Source organism: Vibrio splendidus 12E03 (assembly GCF_000272105.2).
GTDB lineage: Bacteria > Pseudomonadota > Gammaproteobacteria > Enterobacterales > Vibrionaceae > Vibrio > Vibrio splendidus_I.
On sequence record NZ_AJZD02000066.1, the window covers coordinates 29,410 to 48,525 of the forward strand.

Here is a 19,116-nt window from a genome sequence, read left to right on the forward strand (position 1 = left end):
CATGTTAAGTAAGTGTGATTAACATATGTTTTTCGTATGATTTCGCTAAAGTTATCGATACTTTTACAGATAAAGGACTCGTGGGGAGCTCTAACACGAGATAAAACGTGTGAGCTTTGGTTTCGCTTTTTGAAACCTTTAGAGAACTTTTAACAAACTTGCGTCGAGACAACCTAAATGAAGAAAACAATCCTATTAGCCGTTTTTATTATGTTTGGCATTGCAGTCGCTGCGAGTATGGCGTCAACCTATTTCATTTCAAGTGAAAAAATTGATGAGATAATATTAAACAAATCTCAAGTTCAAGCTGAATTCTTGGCTGGAAATGCTGGGTATATCTTAGAGAATTCGGACAACCCAGTTCAAGATTTACAAAAGCTGGTGGGTGAGCTGAAACAGCGATCTGATGTCACTTATGCCATTGTTATTGATAGTAACGTAAGCGCTGTTGCACACAGCGACAAAAATAAACTGAATAAGGTTTACGAAGATAGCTATACCGTTAAAGGCGCAACCCAAGGCGTACAACAGTATTCAAAATGGTACGCTGATGTTCAAAAAGTATGGGTGTTTGACATCATGGCACCTATCTACGTCAACGGTGAACTGTACGGTACCTTTGATATCGGCATTCCTATCACAGAGGTTAGCCAAGCAACGAACGGTATTATTAGCTACCAGCTCGCTTCAATGGTTTTCATTTTTGTTGTTTGTCTCGTTGTTCTATCGCTTCTTCTTAGCAAATTGATGCAGCCTCTCTTAGTATTGAAAAACACATTACACGATATTTCTGAAGGTGATGGTGATCTATCAGTACGTTTGCCTATCAAAGGGAATGACGAAGTTGCTCAAATATCATCGGCTTTCAATGTGTTCGTTGGCAAGGTGCACGAGATTATTACTCAAACAGTGAATACGGGTGTTGAATTAAATAGCACCGCTATTGGGCTTCGTGAGCAGTCACAGCAAGCATTGCAAAGAGGACAAGAGCAGAACCAACAAACCATGTTGGTCGTGACATCTATGAATGAAATGATCGCCACGGTTAATGAAATTGCGTCTAGCGCGGCTGGTGCTGCAAGCGCGGCAAACATGGCAGCGAGTGAAACTCAAGAAGGTCATAAGACGATCGAGAAGACCACAAATTCGATTGCAAACCTTGAAGCCGAAATGAATAGTGCTTCTAACATCATCGTGAGCCTTGCTGATAATACTCAGTCGATCGGTACTATTCTTGACGTTATTCGAGGTATCTCTGAGCAAACAAACTTGCTTGCACTCAACGCTGCAATTGAAGCTGCACGTGCTGGTGAAGCTGGCCGAGGCTTTGCGGTTGTTGCTGACGAAGTTCGTAACCTTGCGACAAAAACAGCACAGTCGACCGATGAAATTGACACTATGATAAACCAACTTCAAACCGAAGCTAAGAACGCTGTTAGCTCGATGAGTAATAGTAAGAACCTAATTGAAGAGGGTACGACTGAAACTGAAATGGCTCGCCAAGCTTTGGAAAAAATTTCCACGCAAGTTTTGGCTATTCTCGATATTAATACGCAAGTCGCAACGGCAACGGAGCAGCAATCAGCGGTAGCGAATGAAATTAATATGAACATGGATACGGTTAATAGCTCAGTCAAAAACGGTTTGAGCGCAAGTGAGAAGTTAGAGCAATCAAGCCAGCAGCTGGCAGAGTTGTCACAAATTCTCGATCGTTATGTCGGTTCATTTAAAATCTAGACTTCCCAACATATCTCTTTAAGAGATGTGTGAGTCTCCAGTTATTTAATAGCGCTTATGTCATACATAAGCGCTATTTTTTGCGACATGCCAACGCAGATACACCAATAGTGCACAACAAAAATGAAGAATCTAACCGCGTCGCTATGTCGTGACAATTTAGCTTATTCCAAACAACGTGAATAAATAAGACAGTAACAATGAGCCACTTACCTTTACCTCACATGCGCAAGTTCAAAAAATCGACTAAACAGCAGCTTTGACGCGACACATAAGGTGTTACGCATCTCTCCACAATGTATAGTTATTGATGATTCATTCACTTATTGAATATTCTTTAATTGTCGGTTGATGTGGTTGTTATGAAGAAAAACGGTTTTACGTTAATGGAGTTGATCGTCGTTATCACCATACTCGGGATTCTTGCTGTTACGGCAGCTCCGAGGTTTCTTAATATCCAAGAGTCAGCGAGAGAAGCGGTACTTGAGGGCGTCGCTGGTGCGATGGAAGGGGTCATTACTCAGGTAACCTCTAAGGCCATTATTGTTGGACTTAACCCTAGTGCGGAAAACCCAGATGACCAAAGTAACTATGTGATCGATTTCGGTATCGGTAGAGTTGAAGTTGACTGGGGAACACTTTGCCCTGAGAGTGAAGGTGAATCAGGAGATGCGTTAAATATGCTCCACTTCCTAACTTTGTCAGATGATGACAGTATAATCTCTGAATTAGGCAACAGACACACGGTAGTGGGATTTACTCAGCCATTCAGTCAAGCTGACCTTGACAGAAATAACATAACTGATGATGCCTTACCCTCGGGTTGTTATGTTCTTTACGATTCTTTTGGTGGGCGTGTTACCGGAAATGAATGTCCTGCTGGTGGTTGTGAATGTACCGTTCGTATAGTGAACGACGAGTGTTAAATTTCATTCTTTATCTGTTGATAGAAATTCAATAAAAAAGCGCGTTATTGCCGAGTAGCAATAACGCGCTTTTTTAATTAGCTTAATGATTGGTCTTAGTTTACCAATGGAGCACTTGCTGGTGGCAAGTCACGCTTCTTAATCACGTATCGCAAGCGAATTAACATCAGTGTCGCTGAAACGCTTAATCCCGTTAGAATACCAATCCAAAAGCCTTCTTCACCCATAGCAGGAACAATGTGGTCTGTTAAGCCCAACACCATGCCCAGTGGAAGTGCTAAGCCCCAGTATGAAGCGATAGCTAAAATCATCGGGATCTTAGTGTCTTTATAGCCACGTAATGCACCGTTAGCAGACGTTTGTAATGCATCGCTGAACTGGTACATCGCAGTAAAGGTCAACAATACTGCTGCCGTTGCACTTATCGCAGGGTCGGTGGTGTAAAGTCTAATGATCCACTTAGGGAACAGCAGGAACATCGCAACTGAAAGTAATGAAATCAATGCGGCAACCAAAATGCCGACTTTGCTGCGTTCAATTGCGCCTAGTTCGTCTTTTTCGCCAAGAGCGTGTCCAACACGAATCGTAATGCCAAACGAGATACTCATAGGAATCACGTAAGTCAGGCTCGATATATTGAGTGCGATTTGCGCCGCTGCTACGTTCTCTGCTCCAATACGGCCAATCATCAAAGCGATAACCGCAAAGATACTGCCACATACCGCGATGTTCATCCCGATAGGTAAACCCAATCTTAGAAGGTGAAGCATTTCTTTCGCTTTTGGTTTTGCATCTGCAAAGCTAATAATGGTCTTGTAGTGATGATGACCTTTAATGTAGGAATACAGCATTCCCGACATTAACCAATACACCAAACTTGTTGCCCAGCCACAACCCACAGCGCCCATTTCAGGGAAGCCGAACTTACCGTAAATAAGTACGTAGTTGACCGGAATATTCACCAACAAACCAACCACCGAAATGATCATTGGTACTTTGGTGTTGTTCATACCCTCACAGAAGCCGTTCAAAGTGTAGAACAGGGCAATACCCGGAACACCAAAGGCTAGGGCAAACGCATAATCGCTGCCGATAGGAATGATCTCAGCGGCGACTCCAATCCATTCTAAGATCGGTTTCGCACTCACCAAATAAGCGATAAGTAATACGCTAGCAATTAATGCCAACCAAACCATCTGGAAGAATTCAACAGAGATACTTTGAAAGTCGCGTGCGCCGCGGTGGTAAGCGACAACAGGCGTTAACGCCATAATCACGCCACGTAGAAGCAGCAACACAGGAATCCAAAGGCTGGTGCCAAGTGCAATAGCGGCGAGATCGGCAGGGCTCACTTGGCCAGCCATTGTCGTATCGACAAATCCCATCGCTTGGGTAGCTATTTGAGTCAAAATGATTGGAATCGAAAGGTGCATAAGCGCACCCGATTCTCGAGTAAAAGGACGAAGTTTCGTTAGCATGGAAGTTCAAAACACCAATATAAATGCACCAGTGATGGCAGGATGGCCGGTGTGCATTTTAGGATGTGCCCCGTTGGGCGGGCGACAATATAAACACCTTACCGTATAGGGTCAAGCATTGGATTTATCGAGTTTAACTTGCTCTGAGATAGTCACAGGTCCTGATGGTTTAGATACAGATCTAACGCACGTAACTTAATGATTTATTTGGGGTCATACTAGAAAGATAAATTCAACATTTGCCACGCTAATCACTAAGTTAATGGTATAAGTGATTGTTATGGAAAGACAAAGGCTAGTACAATTTATGGTATAAGGAACTAGAGAGTAAGATTCTGTATTTAGATGCGGGATTTTTTCGGTCTAATAGCTGTTATATGCGGTCAGTAGGTAGGTTTATGTCAGAAAAAAAATGGTTGCAAGTAGACAAGGCGTATACATTCTTCCTTAAGAGTTTTAAGTCTGGACACGAGTTCACGTTAGATGAATTAGCACAAAAGACAGGTTGGAGCGTATCTACAGTAAAAACGTATTTACGTAAAAAATGGGTCTCATTGCTGGAGCGAAAGAACGATGGTTATAAGGTCACAGAAGTTATCACAACTTTCAACTCAACCACTTTTCGCCAACACCAAAGCCAAAAAGATGAAGTAGATAAGTACCTTCACCAGATCATGTTAGAAAAGGCTATCTCGGCGTGTATCTCAGCGATAGAAATATATAACAAACCTAATTTTCAGCATCGAGAAGAGACTTTCTCAATTCTAATGACAAATGCATGGGAACTTCTTCTAAAGTCTAAGCTGGTAAAAGATGCTGGTGACAATCCTGAGTCCATCCATATTTTTAATAAGGCGCAAGTAGTATTATCCCCAAGTGGTAACCCTAAAACGATTTCATTGGGTGCTGCCTTGAATCGTTTATTAGCCAATGGTTCTATCCCAAAGGTAGTCGGAGATAACATTCGATTGTTAATGAACATCCGAGATGATTCTGTGCACTTTGTCTGTGGTGATCTTGAGCTGAGCACTAATATCCAAGAAATTGGTACAGCTTCATTGAAAAACTTCATGACTCTTGCAATGAACTGGTTCAATCATGATTTTAGTCGGTACAACTTCTACCTTATGCCTGTATCATTTTTCCATCTTTCAGATGTTGCTAGTTTTAGCGTGGACAGTGAGGTTAAGTCAAACCTCTTGAAGTATCTGAAAGACATCGAGAAAGACCATGAGCACGACAAAGATGCAAACTTTGCTATATCGTTGAAACTTCATACTAAGTTGGTAAAAACGACAAATGATGAAGCGTTACAAGTGCGTCTAACTAATGATCCTGATGCTCCGGAAATTGTACTTTCCGAAGAAGATGCTCTGAAAAACTATCCACACGATTACTACGAGCTGCTAGAAATACTCAAGGCACGCTATACGAACTTTAAGCAAAATAAAGTCTTTCATGACCAAATGAGGACCTTAAAAGCTGAAGGAGAAAGGTACTGTAAACTGCGCCGGTTAGATCCGGACAACCCTAAAAGCATTAGTAAAACTTTCTACCACAACAGGGTCATAGACCAATTTGACCAATGGTACGAAAGGGCTCGGGTGAAGTGAACATATAAAAAACGGCTATAGCGCCAATAGCTATCCTTGGCGCTATCTACCTTGTTCATACCATCACTTCTTAGCTTCAAACCTAGTGTGCATTAGCTTCCTACTGCCACAAAGCCAGCAGAAACACAAAAAGGCCAATCCCAAGCGTGACTTTTAAAAGTAAGCCAAGAGGGGCTCCACCTTTTGGCGCTTTATTGCAACATCCCATAATCAGTTCCTAATTCATTGTTGATTCCACTCAACCTTAAACCTTTCCCTTACGGTAAGGTCAATGTATTTGTTTACCTTGAATTTCAGACAACAAAAAGGCGAACCATTTGGTTCGCCTCTTGTTATGTTTAGCTGCTTAGCGCCGCTACGAATTAATCTTCGTAGTTATCGATGCTTGGGCAAGAACAGATTAGGTTACGGTCGCCGTATACGTTGTCTACACGGTTAACAGTAGGCCAGTACTTCGAGTTCTTGGTTGCTTTCGATGGGAAGCAAGCCAGTTCGCGAGAGTAAGGGCGATCCCATTCTGCGCCTGAAAGGTCAACTTGTGTGTGCGGTGCGTTCACTAGAGGGTTGTTGTCTAGTGGCCATTCACCCGCTTTCACAGCTGCCATTTCGTGACGGATTGCGATCATCGCTTCACAGAAACGGTCTAGCTCTTCTAAATCTTCAGATTCAGTTGGCTCTACCATTAGTGTGCCAGCTACAGGGAAAGACATCGTAGGCGCGTGGAAACCGAAGTCCATTAGACGCTTAGCGATATCTTCTTCGCTGATGCCTGTGTCTTCTTTAAGTGGACGAATATCGATAATACATTCGTGCGCTACGCGGCCGTTAGTGCCACGGTAAAGAACAGGGTAGTGAGGGCGTAGTTTTTCCATCACGTAGTTTGCGTTCAGAATCGCTACTTTTGTTGCGTCTGTTAGGCCAGGTTCGCCCATCATTGCGATGTAAGCCCAAGAGATAGGTAGGATTGAAGCACTGCCTAAATCTGCTGCTGAAACCGCGTAGTCAGAACCTTGTACACCGTTTTCGATGTGACCTGGTAGGAAAGGTGCTAGGTGCGATTTAACACCGATAGGACCCATACCCGGACCGCCACCACCGTGTGGGATACAGAATGTTTTGTGTAGGTTCAAGTGAGATACGTCTGAACCGATGAAGCCAGGTGAAGTTAGACCTACTTGAGCGTTCATGTTCGCGCCGTCTAGGTAAACCTGACCGCCCGCTGCGTGTACTTGTTCACACACTTCTTTCACTTGCTCTTCGTATACGCCGTGCGTAGAAGGGTAAGTGATCATGATGCTTGATAGGTTGTCTTTGTGCTTCTCGATTTTCGCTGCTAGGTCTGTCATGTCGATGTTGCCATCTTCATCACACTTAACAACTACTACCTTCATTGACACCATTGATGCTGTTGCAGGGTTAGTACCGTGCGCAGAGCTTGGAATCAAACAAACGTTACGGTGACCTTCACCGCGGCTTGCGTGGTAGCGTTGAATCGCGATTAGACCTGCGTATTCACCAGATGCACCAGAGTTAGGCTGTAGTGAGAAATCGTCGTAACCGGTGATTTCACATAGCTTCTCTTTTAGATCTTTCGCTAGCGCAGTGTAACCCGCTGCTTGATCAAGAGGTGCGAATGGGTGAATTGAACCAAACTCAGGCCATGTTACTGGAATCATCTCAGCAGCAGCGTTCAGCTTCATCGTACAGCTGCCCAGTGGGATCATGCCGTGCGTTAGTGAGAAGTCTTTGTTCTCAAGCTGTTTTAGGTAACGCATCATTTGCGTTTCGCTGTGGTGCGTGTTGAATACTGGGTGAGTTAGGAATTCTGATTTGCGACGGCAGTTTTCTGGAATTGCTGCAAACTCGTTTGATGCAATGTCAGAAGAGAGTGCTTGAACGTCTTCTTTCACGTCGAAGATAGCGAATAGGGCATTCACGTCGTCGATCGTTGTTGTTTCGTCTAAGCTGATACCGATCTTACCTTTAAGAAGGCGCAAGTTGATGTCGGCTGCTTGCGCTTTCGCGTACAGTGCATCTGTCTTATCTTCTGAGTTGATTGTGATGGTATCGAAGAAGCTGTTATTCGTTAGCTCGTAACCTGCTTTAGTCAGGCCAGCGGCTAGGATAGCGGTCATGTGGTGTGTACGACGAGCAATAGTACGTAGGCCTTCTGCACCGTGGTAAACCGCATAGAAAGACGCCATGTTTGCTAGAAGTGCTTGAGCTGTACAGATGTTCGATGTCGCTTTTTCGCGGCGGATGTGTTGCTCACGAGTTTGCATCGCCATACGTAGCGCTTGGTTACCGTGCGTATCAATCGAAACACCGATTACGCGACCTGGCATTGTACGCTTATGCTTTTCACGAGTACCCATGAATGCAGCGTGTGGACCGCCGTAGCCCATAGGTACACCGAAGCGTTGTGCACTGCCGATTACTACGTCTGCGCCCATTTCGCCTGCAGGCTTAAGTAGAGCAGAAGCAAGTAGATCTGTTGCAACAGTTACAAGCGTTTTGTTTGCCTGAGCTTTAGCAATGATGTCTGTTAGGTCGCGAACTTCACCAGTTGTACCTGGGTACTGTACAAGCGCACCGAATACGTCTTGTTCAGGAAGTGTTTCTAGTGGGCCAACCATTACTTCAAAACCGATGTACTCAGCACGAGTTTTAACAACTTCTAATGTTTGAGGGTGAACATCGTCAGCAACGAAGAATACTTTGCTCTTGCTTTTACCAGCACGCTTACACAATGTCATAGCTTCGCCAGCCGCTGTCGCTTCATCAAGAAGTGATGCGTTTGCGATTTCCATACCTGTTAGGTCCATTACCATTTGTTGGTAATTGAGTAGAGCTTCAAGACGACCTTGAGAAATCTCTGGTTGGTATGGTGTGTAAGCTGTGTACCAGCCTGGGTTCTCTAAAACGTTACGTAAAATAACGTTTGGAGTGAATGTGTTGTAGTAGCCTTGGCCAATGAAAGTACGTTTCACTTGGTTTAGGTTAGCGATCTCTTTAAGAGAGGTCAGCATGTCCATTTCGCTCAGTGGCGCAGCAAGTGTCATTGGTTTTTCAAGACGGATTTGTGCAGGAACCGTTTCGTCGATCAGTGCGTCTAGGCTAGTCGCGTTGATCGCTTCAAGCATTTTTTGCTGGTCTGCTTTATTTGGGCCGTTATGACGAGCAACAAACTCGTTTTGCGTACCCAAGTCTTTTAGTAATTGGCTTTGAAGTAATTCAGTCATGATATGTTCTACTTTCTCTCTGGAGCCGTGAGCTAGCCCCTAAAATTAAGCTGCTCAAAAGAGCAGCTTTATCGTAATGAGGTTACCTATTAGTCTTCTTCGATAGAGCTTAGGTATTCTTCCGCATCTTTAAGGTTGTTTAGTTCAGACGCATCAGACATCTTCACTTTAACAATCCAGCCACCTTCATAAGATTCTTCGTTAATTAACTCTGGGCTATCTTCTAATTCTTCGTTGATTTCTACGATTTCGCCAGAGATTGGTGCGTAGATATCAGAAGCTGCTTTCACTGATTCAACTAGAGAGAAGCTTTCGCCAGCTTCGATTTCGTCTCCAGTGTCAGGCAGGTCAACAAACACAACGTCACCTAGCATTTCTTGAGCGTGCTCAGAAATACCGATAGTTACAGTACCGTCACCGTTGTCTTTTACCCACTCGTGGCTGTCTGCAAACTTTAGTGTATTGTCCATTGCTTATTCTCCAAAAATTTATGAGGTTTTAATTTAAATCTTAAAAACGGTTTAACGGTAAAGAGGGAAGCGCTTGCAAAGCTCTTTAACTTGCTTGCGTACACGTTGCTCAACTTCAGCATTGCCTTCAGGGCTTTCAACTAAGCCATCAAGTACATCACCGATCCATTCACCGATAAGTTTGAATTCTTCAGTGCCAAAACCACGACTGGTTCCAGCTGGCGTACCTAAACGAATGCCAGAAGTAATCATAGGCTTCTCTGTATCGAATGGTATGCCATTTTTGTTACATGTGATCCCTGCACGCTCTAATGCTTCTTCAGTTACGTTACCTTTCAAGCCCTTAGGACGAAGGTCAACCAACATCAGGTGCGTGTCTGTACCGCCAGTCACAATGTCACAACCGCGAGTTTGCAACACTTCAGCAAGAACTTTTGCGTTGTCGATCACTGAATCAATATAAGTATTAAATTCTGGGCCAAGTGCTTCGCCAAACGCCACTGCTTTAGCTGCGATAACGTGCATTAGTGGGCCACCTTGAAGGCCAGGGAACACTGCAGAGTTGATCTTTTTGTTGATGTCTTCGTGGTTCGTAAGAATCATACCGCCGCGTGGGCCACGAAGTGTTTTGTGCGTTGTTGTAGTAACAACGTGTGCGTGTGGTAGTGGGCTAGGGTGAGCTCCTGTCGCGATAAGGCCCGCGATGTGTGCCATATCGACCATTAGGATTGCGCCAACTTCGTCAGCGATTTCACGGAACTTAGCGAAATCAATAACGCGTGGGATAGCACTACCACCAGCAATAATCATTTTAGGTTGGCTTTCGATAGCTAAAGCGCGAACTGCCTCGTAATCGATTTCAAGAGTTTCGCGGTCTACACCATATTGTACTGCGTTGAACCACTTACCAGACATTGCAGGACGTGCGCCGTGTGTAAGGTGGCCACCAGCATCTAGAGACATACCTAGGATAGTGTCGCCAGGTTGAAGTAGGGCAAGTTTAACTGCACCGTTTGCTTGAGCGCCAGAGTGAGGCTGTACGTTTACGTATTCACATTTGAACAGCTGTTTAGCGCGTTCGATTGCGATAGCTTCTACTGTATCTACGTGCTCACAACCACCGTAGTAACGACGGCCAGGGTAGCCTTCCGCGTATTTGTTGGTTAGGCAAGTGCCTTGAGCTTGCATTACTGCCTTAGAAACGATGTTCTCAGAAGCAATAAGTTCGATTTGTTCGTTTTGACGAGTGTTCTCTGCTTGGATTCCAGCAAATACAGCGTCGTCAGTACCAGATAGGTTTGTAGAGAAAAAACTGTCTAAGCTATGGTTTTGGTAAGCGTTCATTGTCGAGACCTTTCATTAAGCTAATGGTGATTGTTTTTATAGTCCATTAGGTCTTACGTTGATTTCTGCATCGGTATCGTTTGCGCTATATAGGTACAGATAAACGATAATTGCGTTATAAATATACTCTTACAGCGTCTAAGCGATCGTTGTAGGGTCAATGCAGCACGAATTGTTTCCCAAAAAGTTCGGGTAAAAAACAGCTCTTACAAATGTTAAATCTATCATTTGCTGCAAGCTGAAGTAGCATCTCTTCATCTAACAAGTCGATAACATAGCTCCGATAAAATCAATTTTCAACAAAAATTTCCAATAGGAAACAACTTTTCTTGTTTTGCTACAGGGAGCACGCTTTATTTCTCTGTGTGCTCTTTAATCAACAAAGCGCTTCATGCAACAATGAAATTAATAGACAGGAAGCAAGAAATTAATGAGGGACCTATGTCAGAAGACATTTATGATGAGTACCCATCTTTAACGTTGGCGAAGGAAACGTTAGATCAAAATATTGAACCACTTAGGCTTGGCCAGCGCATTAAAGATATCCGCGGCAAGCTTGGGATTACGCTAGAAGAAGCAAGCCAACGAACAGGCTTGGCGCGTTCTACGCTCAGCAAAATTGAGAACGAACAAATCTCGCCAACTTTTCAGGCTATGCAAAAACTGGCGATGGGTTTACAAATTGATATGCCGCAACTCTTTGAGCCACCGAGAAAAAAAGTGGCAACAGGACGTCGTGACTTAACTAAAGCAGGCCAGGGTAAACCTCACCCAACTCCGACTTACGAGCATGAACTGCTGGCGACAGAACTTTCGAATAAGAAGATGATGCCGTTCAAGAGCCGAGTGAGAGCACGCACCTTTGAAGAGTATAACGATTGGGTTCGCCACGATGGAGAGGAGTTCTTGATGGTGATCTCTGGTGATGTGATGTTCTACTCAGAATTCTATGAGCCGGTACCCATGAGCGAAGGTGATAGCATGTATTACGACGCCAACATGGGACATATGTTGATTTCTACTAGTACAGAAGATGCACTGATTTTGTGGGTGACTGCAAAATAAGTTAACAAAATTAGAATTTCTTATAGTGAATGCAAACGTTTGCTTTTGTTTCTAACGTTTGCCAAAAGACGCGATATTGGTGTGAAAAGCATCAATATCGCGTTTTTGTATGTATCTATAAATTGTTTTTAAATTGTTAAATGTCACATTTTGAGCTGTTTTAATCTTGTTAAGGGTGTAAAACTGACTCAGCCTTGTTTATTATAGTGAACACGGTTTACTCATATTGATTGAAGTTTACTGAAGTGAATTCTTAGAAAGTGAGCCGTATAGGATTTGTACAGCTATTCATATTTATAAAGCTAACAAGATAAGCCTATATAAAAGACATCACTTTTTACTATCTACTGTTTCTAACGTTAATCCATATCGTTAGAGGCGACTCTAAATAGAGATATAAGCGGCAGATTCGATTTGGAAAGCCTGCAACGCTTCATGGAGAATAAAATGACTCAAGAACACGCTAATCAAGACCTACTAAAAACACCACTGCATGCACTTCACGTTGAAGAGGGTGCAAAAATGGTTCCTTTCGCTGGCTACGATATGCCAGTTCAGTATCCATTAGGTGTAAAGAAAGAGCACTTACACACTCGTGATGCTGCCGGTCTTTTTGATGTTTCTCACATGGGGCAACTTCGTCTTCATGGCGCGAACGCAGCTGCTGTCTTAGAATCTTTGGTTCCTGTAGATATTATCGACCTTCCTTCTGGTAAGCAGCGCTATGCGTTCTTTACTAATGAACAGGGCGGCATTATGGATGATCTGATGGTTGCTAACCTAGGCGATCACCTATTTGTTGTTGTGAACGCAGCATGTAAGACACAAGATATCGACCATCTAACTGCGCACCTTCCTGCTGACGTAGAAATGGAAGTGATTGATGATCGTGCTCTATTAGCACTTCAAGGCCCTAAAGCGTCTGAAGTTCTTGCTCGTTTCCAACAAAGCGTTGCTGACATGCTGTTCATGGATGTTCAAAAAGTCGATATCGATGGCGTTGAATGCATCGTAAGCCGCAGTGGTTACACTGGTGAAGATGGCTATGAGATTTCAGTACCGAACGATCACGCAGAAGCGCTAGCGCGTAAGCTAACTGCAGAAGCTGAAGTAGAGTGGATCGGCCTTGGCGCACGTGATTCACTTCGTCTTGAGTGTGGTCTATGTCTATACGGTCACGACCTAGATACAACAACTACTCCAGTTGAAGCTAGCCTTCTATGGGGTATTCAAAAAGTTCGTCGTACTGACGGTGAACGTGCAGGCGGCTTCCCTGGTGCTGATATCATCCTTGGGCAAATCGCAACGAAAGACGTTCAACGTAAGCGCGTTGGTCTAGTGGGCCAAACTAAAGCACCAGTACGTGAAGGTGCTGAGTTGTTCGATGCTGAAGACAACCAGATTGGCGTAGTAACAAGTGGTACAGCAGGCCCTAACGCTGGCAAGCCTGTTTCTATGGCGTACGTTCGTACAGACCTAGCAGTAATTGGCACTGAAGTCTTCGCTGACGTTCGTGGCAAGAAACTACCAATGATAGTAGAAAAAATGCCTTTCGTGCCTCAACGTTACTTCCGTGGCTAATCTCTTTTAAGAGAAACCACTAAGTTAAATGAAAGCCTATTGTTTACCTCTTTATATTAAGATGTTTGACGGTAGGCTTTTTTGTATTTGGTAACGTACATAACTTTGAGTATTGGCTAAAGACACGTCGTCTGAAATTTCGTTTATAAAATGAGAGATGTGGCCATATCGTTACAAATACTTACTATACTCAGGGTTATGCCGTGTTATGGTGGCCACATATCATTTTTATAAATAAGTCGTAGTGGTTACAAGGAGTTAACTATGAATGTGAACTATACAGTGAGTCCGGTTCGTAAAGCCGTTTTAGTGCTATTAGCACCGTTGATTTATACATCTAGTGTATTGGCAACGGAAAACACGGCCGAGAGTGCTCCTGATGTGGGTGTCACACCTTATATCGTGAATGGTAGTAACGCTTCAGTGACTGAATTTCCTTCAATGGCGAGCTTGTTCATTGATCGTATTGATTATGATGGTGTTTACTCTACAGGCCCTTACTGTGGTGCGACTATTTTAGATAATTACCATATCTTGACAGCGGCACACTGTATTTACGGTGATCAGAGTGCACAGTTGTTTACAGTGGTTGTGCCTCAATTGGAAGATACCTCGCTATTTCCTAACGGGAACATTCCAAAAGTACGAGTATCAGAGGTGTATTACCGAACTGATTATTCAAATAGTATCAATCAGTTATTAAGAAATGATATTGCGATTTTAAAGTTAGAAGCCTCTCTCAATCTTCAATCTTCCGCTGAAACTGTTATTCCTCAATTTGATACTTACCTTAATGCTGCGAATGATTTCGTTGCAGTTGGCCATGGCGACATAGAAACGGATGTTGATGGTACAACTTTGCTACAACAAGTTGATCTTACATACGTTGACACTCCTAATTGTAAAGCTGTCTTCGGTCCCTTAGTCACAGACAAACAAATTTGTTTTAATGGCGATGGACCGAATAATGGTCTATATGGTGGTACATGCCAAGGTGATTCTGGTGGCCCGGTTTTTTGGAAAAATGGGTCTACTTATGAACAGGTTGGTATAACCAGTTTTGGACCAACTACTTGTGGTGCAGGCATCGGTGTTACATCAGTATTTACAGAGATATATGATTATAAAGATTGGATAACTGACGTGACTAATGGGTCAATCGATAGCACTGAAACCGTCCAGTTTTCTGCGACAGAGGCAAAACGAGTTGCGTATGCTGGCACAAGTTCATCTGGCTCAGGTAGCAGCGGTGGCAGTGTGTCATTTGGCTTGCTAGGTGCGTTGATGCTACTTGGAGGGTTTAGAAGAGTGTTCTCTCGTTAGAATATTACTCCTTTATGTTAGTTAAAAATGGCCAGTCATTAAATAATGGCTGGCCATTTTTGTTCTAATCGTTTAAACCGCAGTGAGTTACTAATATTAGGTGTTATCAGTTATTGACGAATATTAGATGCACAATTCAGTAGACGCTTTTCTACTGTATCTTTCGACAATCACATCCATCTCTTTTACTGCGTCGTTGATGTTTTGAATACCGCTTTGTGCGACACCTTTTTCATTTTGGTTCAGAGCAGAAAAGGCCTGCTTCAATTCTTTCTCTTCCAACATACTTCCGTGCAACAGCACTTCTTTGTAAGTCAGCAGCCTATGCTGCACTGCAATAATTTCTGAGCGGGTATTGTCCGTTTCTAATGCGTGCTTAATGCAAGGAAATGCCAATTTATAACGATTCGCAATTTCCAATATGACGTCTTTATTATTCGCAATTTGCAATTTTTCTAATTTCCCAACACTTGAATACTCAAGTTACCTAGCCTGTACGTTCACAACTGATATCAGTGTGAAGGTTTATGAAACGTAACGGTTTTTATCAAGCGAATAATATGCCTTTGATAGCTTATGTAAACCATCACAAGTCAATATGGTCTGCTTCTTGCTGAATTTAGGACATAACTGTCTTTTGAGGATGATCTTATGTCACAAGAACCCATAATCATGGCGCTGATTGAGCGTAGGAAACAAGCCAACTTGTCTCAAGAAAAGTTAGCTTCGAGTGCAGGAATGAGCTTAAAAACCTATCAAAGGATTGAACGCGGCGAGGCGGACATCAAGATGTCTCAGTATCGTTCAATCACCAGAACCTTAAAAGTGACGGATTTGGATGTGGTGCTTGATATTGTTGGTGCATCACAAGCGACAGCGGAAGATGTAGCGGCGGTCAGTCGTCTGCTGACCAGCGAAGAGCGCCTGTTGTTGATCAAGCTGATTTTGTCGGTCAAAAAGAAGCAGTAGTCTTTCTTTCAAATAAACAGCGTAATAGATCGATTCGTTAGTCAAATTGACAGATACTTCTAGGGTAATGTGTTCTCTGAGGGCATGAAGCCATCAGCTCACTCTTCCACGCAGCTGTTTGGTGGTGCTTCTTTGTTTTTTGCTTTCTAAACGTCTTTTCTGAGAGCCACGCGTCGGCTTAGTTGCTCGTCTTACTTTTTGAACCTTTGTCGCTTCCAAGAGCAATTCTTTCAAGCGCACTAAAGCATCATCTCGGTTTTGTTCCTGAGTTCTATACTGTTGCGCTTTAATGATAATCACACCGTCTTTGGTGATGCGGCTATCTTTGTGTGCGAGGAGCTTTTCTTTATAGAAGTCAGGTAGGGTAGAGTGCTTGATATCAAAACGTAAATGTATCGCGCTCGATACTTTATTGACGTTCTGACCGCCGGCTCCTTGTGCTCTGATCGCTGTTAACTGGAGTTCCCAGTCTTGAATCGAAACAGAGTTAGATATTTGTAACATAAACATCCATTTTGAACGGTAATATGGCGCCATGATACTGAATATTGGTTATGGTATCAGTAACTTTATTTAAGAGTGGTAGTAGTGATGAAAATAGATTTAACGGCATATGAAGGATTAATCTTTGATATGGACGGTACGTTGATCGATACAATGCCTGCACATGTAAAGGCGTGGGAGCGAACGGCTGAAGAGTTTGGCTTTCATTTTGAAGCGTCTTGGCTGCATAGCTTAGGCGGCATGCCGAGTTATAAGATAGCCGGTGAGGTGAACAGCAAATACGGTTTATCGCTCGACCCACAAGCGGTTTCTACGTTTAAAATGGCGTCGTTTGCGGCTATCGAAGACAAAGGAGACGTTATCCCTTGTACTCACTCTCTGTTGTTAGAGCATCTGGGTAATAAGAAGATTGCAGTCGGGACAGGCAGCCAGCGTAAAAGTGCAGAGCAATTATTAGATAAAACAGACATTCTGAATAAGCTTGATATCTTAGTGACAGCGACAGACGTTAAGAATCACAAACCAAATCCGGATACTTTCTTAGATGCGTGTTTTGGTATGGGTTTGCAGCCAAAGCAGTGTGTTGTGTTTGAAGATACGAACCTAGGTAAGCAGGCTGCTCATGCTGCGAACATGGATTGTATTCTGGTGGTTGAAGGGAACAAGTTAGAGTTCCACCCAGCGCCTAACTGATCGGAAATCGATGTAATGTTCGCCTAGTAGTCACATTCGAGCTAGGCGATTTCGCTCATTTCACTGTCTAGGAACAGGCACACGCTGTCACGGCCTGCGGCTTTCGCTTCGTACAGCGCTAAATCGGCACATTTGTAGTTAAGGGCAGGATCGCTCGTCAGGTTAGTGATACCAGCACTGACAGTAACGATGTTGTCTAACTCAAGGCTAACGGCAATTCGAAGTCTGTTAAGCACGTATTCGGCTTCTTCTGTGGTTGTGTGTGGCAGGACGACACCAAACTCTTCACCACCAATGCGAGCCACAAAATCGGTTTCTCGACATTCACGTTGCAATACCTGAGCGACGGTTTGAATCACGCGATCACCATAGTCGTGACCGAATCTGTCGTTAATACGCTTAAAGTGGTCGATATCTAAGATAGCCAAGCAAGACTGTTCACGAGTAGGGTAACGATTCACACGAGAGCACTCATCTCGTAGCTCAAGATCGAACTTACGGCGGTTCCAACAACCAGCTAAGGCATCTTTTTCGCTCAGGTTTCTCAGTTTGTTTTCTAGCTCTTTGTGCTTACTGATATCCACAAATGAAGCGACATAAAACTGAATCACGTCTTTCGAGTCTTTAATGGTTTGGATTCGCAATATTTCCGTGATCAAAGACCCGTCTTTACGACGATTAACCACTTCGCCTTCCCACATACCTTTCTCTTTGATGATGCTCCACATCTTGATGTAGAACTCTTCGTTGTAGCGACCAGAGGCAAACATGGACGGTTGGCGGCCTTTTACGTCTTCTAACTCGTAGCCACTCACACGGGTGAACTCTTGGTTTACTTTGATGATTCGGTTGTTTCTGTCGGTAATCACCAAGGCAGACATGCCATTCATTGCGGCCTTAGCAAGTTGGCTCTCGATACTGTTCTTCTTGTGGTTGCTGTTCCACAATACGAAGCCAGCGGAGATCATCGAAATCAAGAAAGACAAGGTGATGATCTGAACGACGATCGCTTGTTTTTCTTGTCGGTATTGACTGCTGAACTGCTGATTTTCAATGTGAAGAACCATGTAAATAGGGCCTTCAAACTGTTTGATTTTAGGGCTGATGTCGGAATGAAAATACCAGTTCTCACCATCGAAATAGCTCGAAGATGTCTTGTCTTGAATCGCAGTCCAAAGCTCAGGGTATAACTTTGCGTAAGTCTGCTCTGAACGTGATTCAATTACATGTCCGAAAGATTCCGTAGGATCCGGCCCCATGATGATGTGTCCGGTTTTGTTGAGAATAATAGGAACAGCAGAAGATGCACCAATTTGATAGTGAAGGCGCTTATAAATCTCAAGCATGTTCAGGTTTGCGATGAAGTAACCAATAATGCGGTTGTTTTCAGCGACTGGCGTCATAATGCGTAGCGCTGGAATCAAAGGGCGAACGATCTCTCCGTTTTCGACTTCAAGATCAATACCGCGAGAGCTAATCTCACCAATCTTTAATTGCTGTAGTACCTCATAGTAATCACGCGAAGACTTGTTCTGCAGTTCACTATCTGGAACCACGATTGCTTGATTGTCTTTATAATTAACGCGAAACACTTCGTTGCCAGCTAGATCGAGGTAACGAAGCTGGGAATAGTATTTTTGGCCACGAGCTAACATCACCCAAAGATCTTGCAGGGTTTCTTTATGGATAATAGAAGGTTCTCGAATCGCTCGGAGTAGTGTTTGAGAGTCGGCGATTGAAGGAACAGAGTTAGAGATTTGCTCAACAATAACAGCGAGTTCATGAAAGCTGTATTCGATTTGATTTTGGCTAGACTGCTTAATATTTAGAGTGTGCTGAGCATCAATTCTGTCAAGTTCAGAATTGATGTAGAGGGCAGGGACTAGTCCTAGGGCAAAGATGGTACATAGAAATTGGCTGACTAGTTTTTTTATACTTGTATTCATCACTGTCCTCAAAGAATCAGCGCAATACTATATATTTTATAGGGTTTTTAATGTGATCTTGACCCAGAAGTTAAGACAAGATTCGCATATAACTACGATTTAACTGCAACTTTTTGCACTTAAGCTTGATTGTTGAGCAATCACTTAGTTAGTAAATGATTGCTCAGTATAGAACACTGCTCCGAAACCTAAGCCAAATTAATCGCGATTAATTGCCATCAATCT

At 43.3% G+C, this 19,116-nt stretch carries 15 protein-coding genes; 8 read left to right on the plus strand and 7 right to left on the minus strand.

Annotated features, from left to right (window positions below):
* Positions 1-210: 210 nt before the first annotated feature.
* Together A142_RS06140 and A142_RS06145 are read left to right on the plus strand one after the other, a co-directional pair.
* Positions 211-1,737: a methyl-accepting chemotaxis protein gene (locus A142_RS06140; protein ID WP_198928593.1), complete on the plus strand. Its 1,527-nt coding sequence runs from the start codon at positions 211-213 to the stop codon at positions 1,735-1,737.
* Between the two features lie 362 nt (positions 1,738-2,099).
* The gene (locus A142_RS06145; RefSeq protein ID WP_019822179.1) at positions 2,100-2,663 is read left to right on the plus strand and encodes a type II secretion system protein; all 564 of its coding nucleotides are present in this window, start codon (positions 2,100-2,102) and stop codon (positions 2,661-2,663) included.
* Positions 2,664-2,758: 95 nt separating this feature from the next.
* Here A142_RS06145 and A142_RS06150 read toward each other — a convergent pair whose 3' ends face one another.
* Positions 2,759-4,141, minus strand: a complete 1,383-nt coding sequence (locus A142_RS06150) for an MATE family efflux transporter (RefSeq protein ID WP_019822180.1) — start codon at positions 4,139-4,141, stop codon at positions 2,759-2,761.
* Positions 4,142-4,539: 398 nt separating this feature from the next.
* Between A142_RS06150 and A142_RS06155 the strand changes: the two genes are divergently transcribed.
* Positions 4,540-5,754 carry a DUF3644 domain-containing protein gene (locus A142_RS06155; protein WP_019822182.1) on the plus strand — a complete coding sequence of 405 codons (1,215 nt, stop codon included), beginning with the start codon at positions 4,540-4,542 and terminating at the stop codon, positions 5,752-5,754.
* 362 nt (positions 5,755-6,116) lie between these two features.
* Here A142_RS06155 and gcvP read toward each other — a convergent pair whose 3' ends face one another.
* The 3 genes from gcvP to A142_RS06170 all read right to left on the minus strand — a co-directional run bounded on the left by gcvP (position 6,117) and on the right by A142_RS06170 (position 10,810).
* Positions 6,117-8,996: an aminomethyl-transferring glycine dehydrogenase gene (gene gcvP / locus A142_RS06160; protein ID WP_019822185.1), complete on the minus strand. Its 2,880-nt coding sequence runs from the start codon at positions 8,994-8,996 to the stop codon at positions 6,117-6,119.
* 89 nt (positions 8,997-9,085) lie between these two features.
* Positions 9,086-9,466 (minus strand): glycine cleavage system protein GcvH, encoded by a 381-nt coding sequence (gene gcvH / locus A142_RS06165; RefSeq protein ID WP_004730871.1) that lies wholly within the window; start codon positions 9,464-9,466, stop codon positions 9,086-9,088.
* A 51-nt stretch (positions 9,467-9,517) separates the two neighbouring features.
* Positions 9,518-10,810, minus strand: coding sequence for a serine hydroxymethyltransferase (locus A142_RS06170; RefSeq protein WP_019822188.1), 1,293 nt, complete (start codon positions 10,808-10,810; stop codon positions 9,518-9,520).
* Positions 10,811-11,251: 441 nt separating this feature from the next.
* Between A142_RS06170 and A142_RS06175 the strand changes: the two genes are divergently transcribed.
* The 3 genes from A142_RS06175 (at position 11,252) to A142_RS06185 (ending at position 14,779) form a co-directional block, all read left to right on the plus strand.
* Complete coding sequence (locus A142_RS06175; protein WP_019822190.1) at positions 11,252-11,875, plus strand: helix-turn-helix domain-containing protein; 624 nt, start codon at positions 11,252-11,254, stop codon at positions 11,873-11,875.
* 447 nt (positions 11,876-12,322) lie between these two features.
* Positions 12,323-13,456 (plus strand): glycine cleavage system aminomethyltransferase GcvT, encoded by a 1,134-nt coding sequence (gene gcvT, locus A142_RS06180; protein ID WP_029405443.1) that lies wholly within the window; start codon positions 12,323-12,325, stop codon positions 13,454-13,456.
* 264 nt (positions 13,457-13,720) lie between these two features.
* The gene (locus tag A142_RS06185) at positions 13,721-14,779 is read left to right on the plus strand and encodes a S1 family peptidase (protein ID WP_019822194.1); all 1,059 of its coding nucleotides are present in this window, start codon (positions 13,721-13,723) and stop codon (positions 14,777-14,779) included.
* A 123-nt stretch (positions 14,780-14,902) separates the two neighbouring features.
* Here A142_RS06185 and A142_RS06190 read toward each other — a convergent pair whose 3' ends face one another.
* Positions 14,903-15,229, minus strand: coding sequence for a hypothetical protein (locus A142_RS06190; protein WP_019822196.1), 327 nt, complete (start codon positions 15,227-15,229; stop codon positions 14,903-14,905).
* Between the two features lie 201 nt (positions 15,230-15,430).
* Here A142_RS06190 and A142_RS06195 point away from each other — a divergent pair, with 201 nt between their 5' ends.
* Positions 15,431-15,748, plus strand: a complete 318-nt coding sequence (locus A142_RS06195; RefSeq protein WP_019822198.1) for a helix-turn-helix transcriptional regulator — start codon at positions 15,431-15,433, stop codon at positions 15,746-15,748.
* 93 nt (positions 15,749-15,841) lie between these two features.
* On the opposite strand, the gene arfB is transcribed toward A142_RS06195, so the two are convergent.
* A complete protein-coding gene (arfB, locus tag A142_RS06200) occupies positions 15,842-16,252 on the minus strand; it encodes an alternative ribosome rescue aminoacyl-tRNA hydrolase ArfB (protein WP_019822200.1) in 411 nt (136 codons plus the stop codon).
* An 87-nt stretch (positions 16,253-16,339) separates the two neighbouring features.
* Here arfB and A142_RS06205 point away from each other — a divergent pair, with 87 nt between their 5' ends.
* Positions 16,340-16,945, plus strand: a complete 606-nt coding sequence (locus A142_RS06205) for a beta-phosphoglucomutase family hydrolase (protein WP_029405444.1) — start codon at positions 16,340-16,342, stop codon at positions 16,943-16,945.
* A gap of 41 nt (positions 16,946-16,986) precedes the next feature.
* On the opposite strand, the gene A142_RS06210 is transcribed toward A142_RS06205, so the two are convergent.
* Positions 16,987-18,891, minus strand: a complete 1,905-nt coding sequence (locus A142_RS06210; RefSeq protein ID WP_019822204.1) for a sensor domain-containing diguanylate cyclase — start codon at positions 18,889-18,891, stop codon at positions 16,987-16,989.
* Positions 18,892-19,116: the final 225 nt, after the last annotated feature.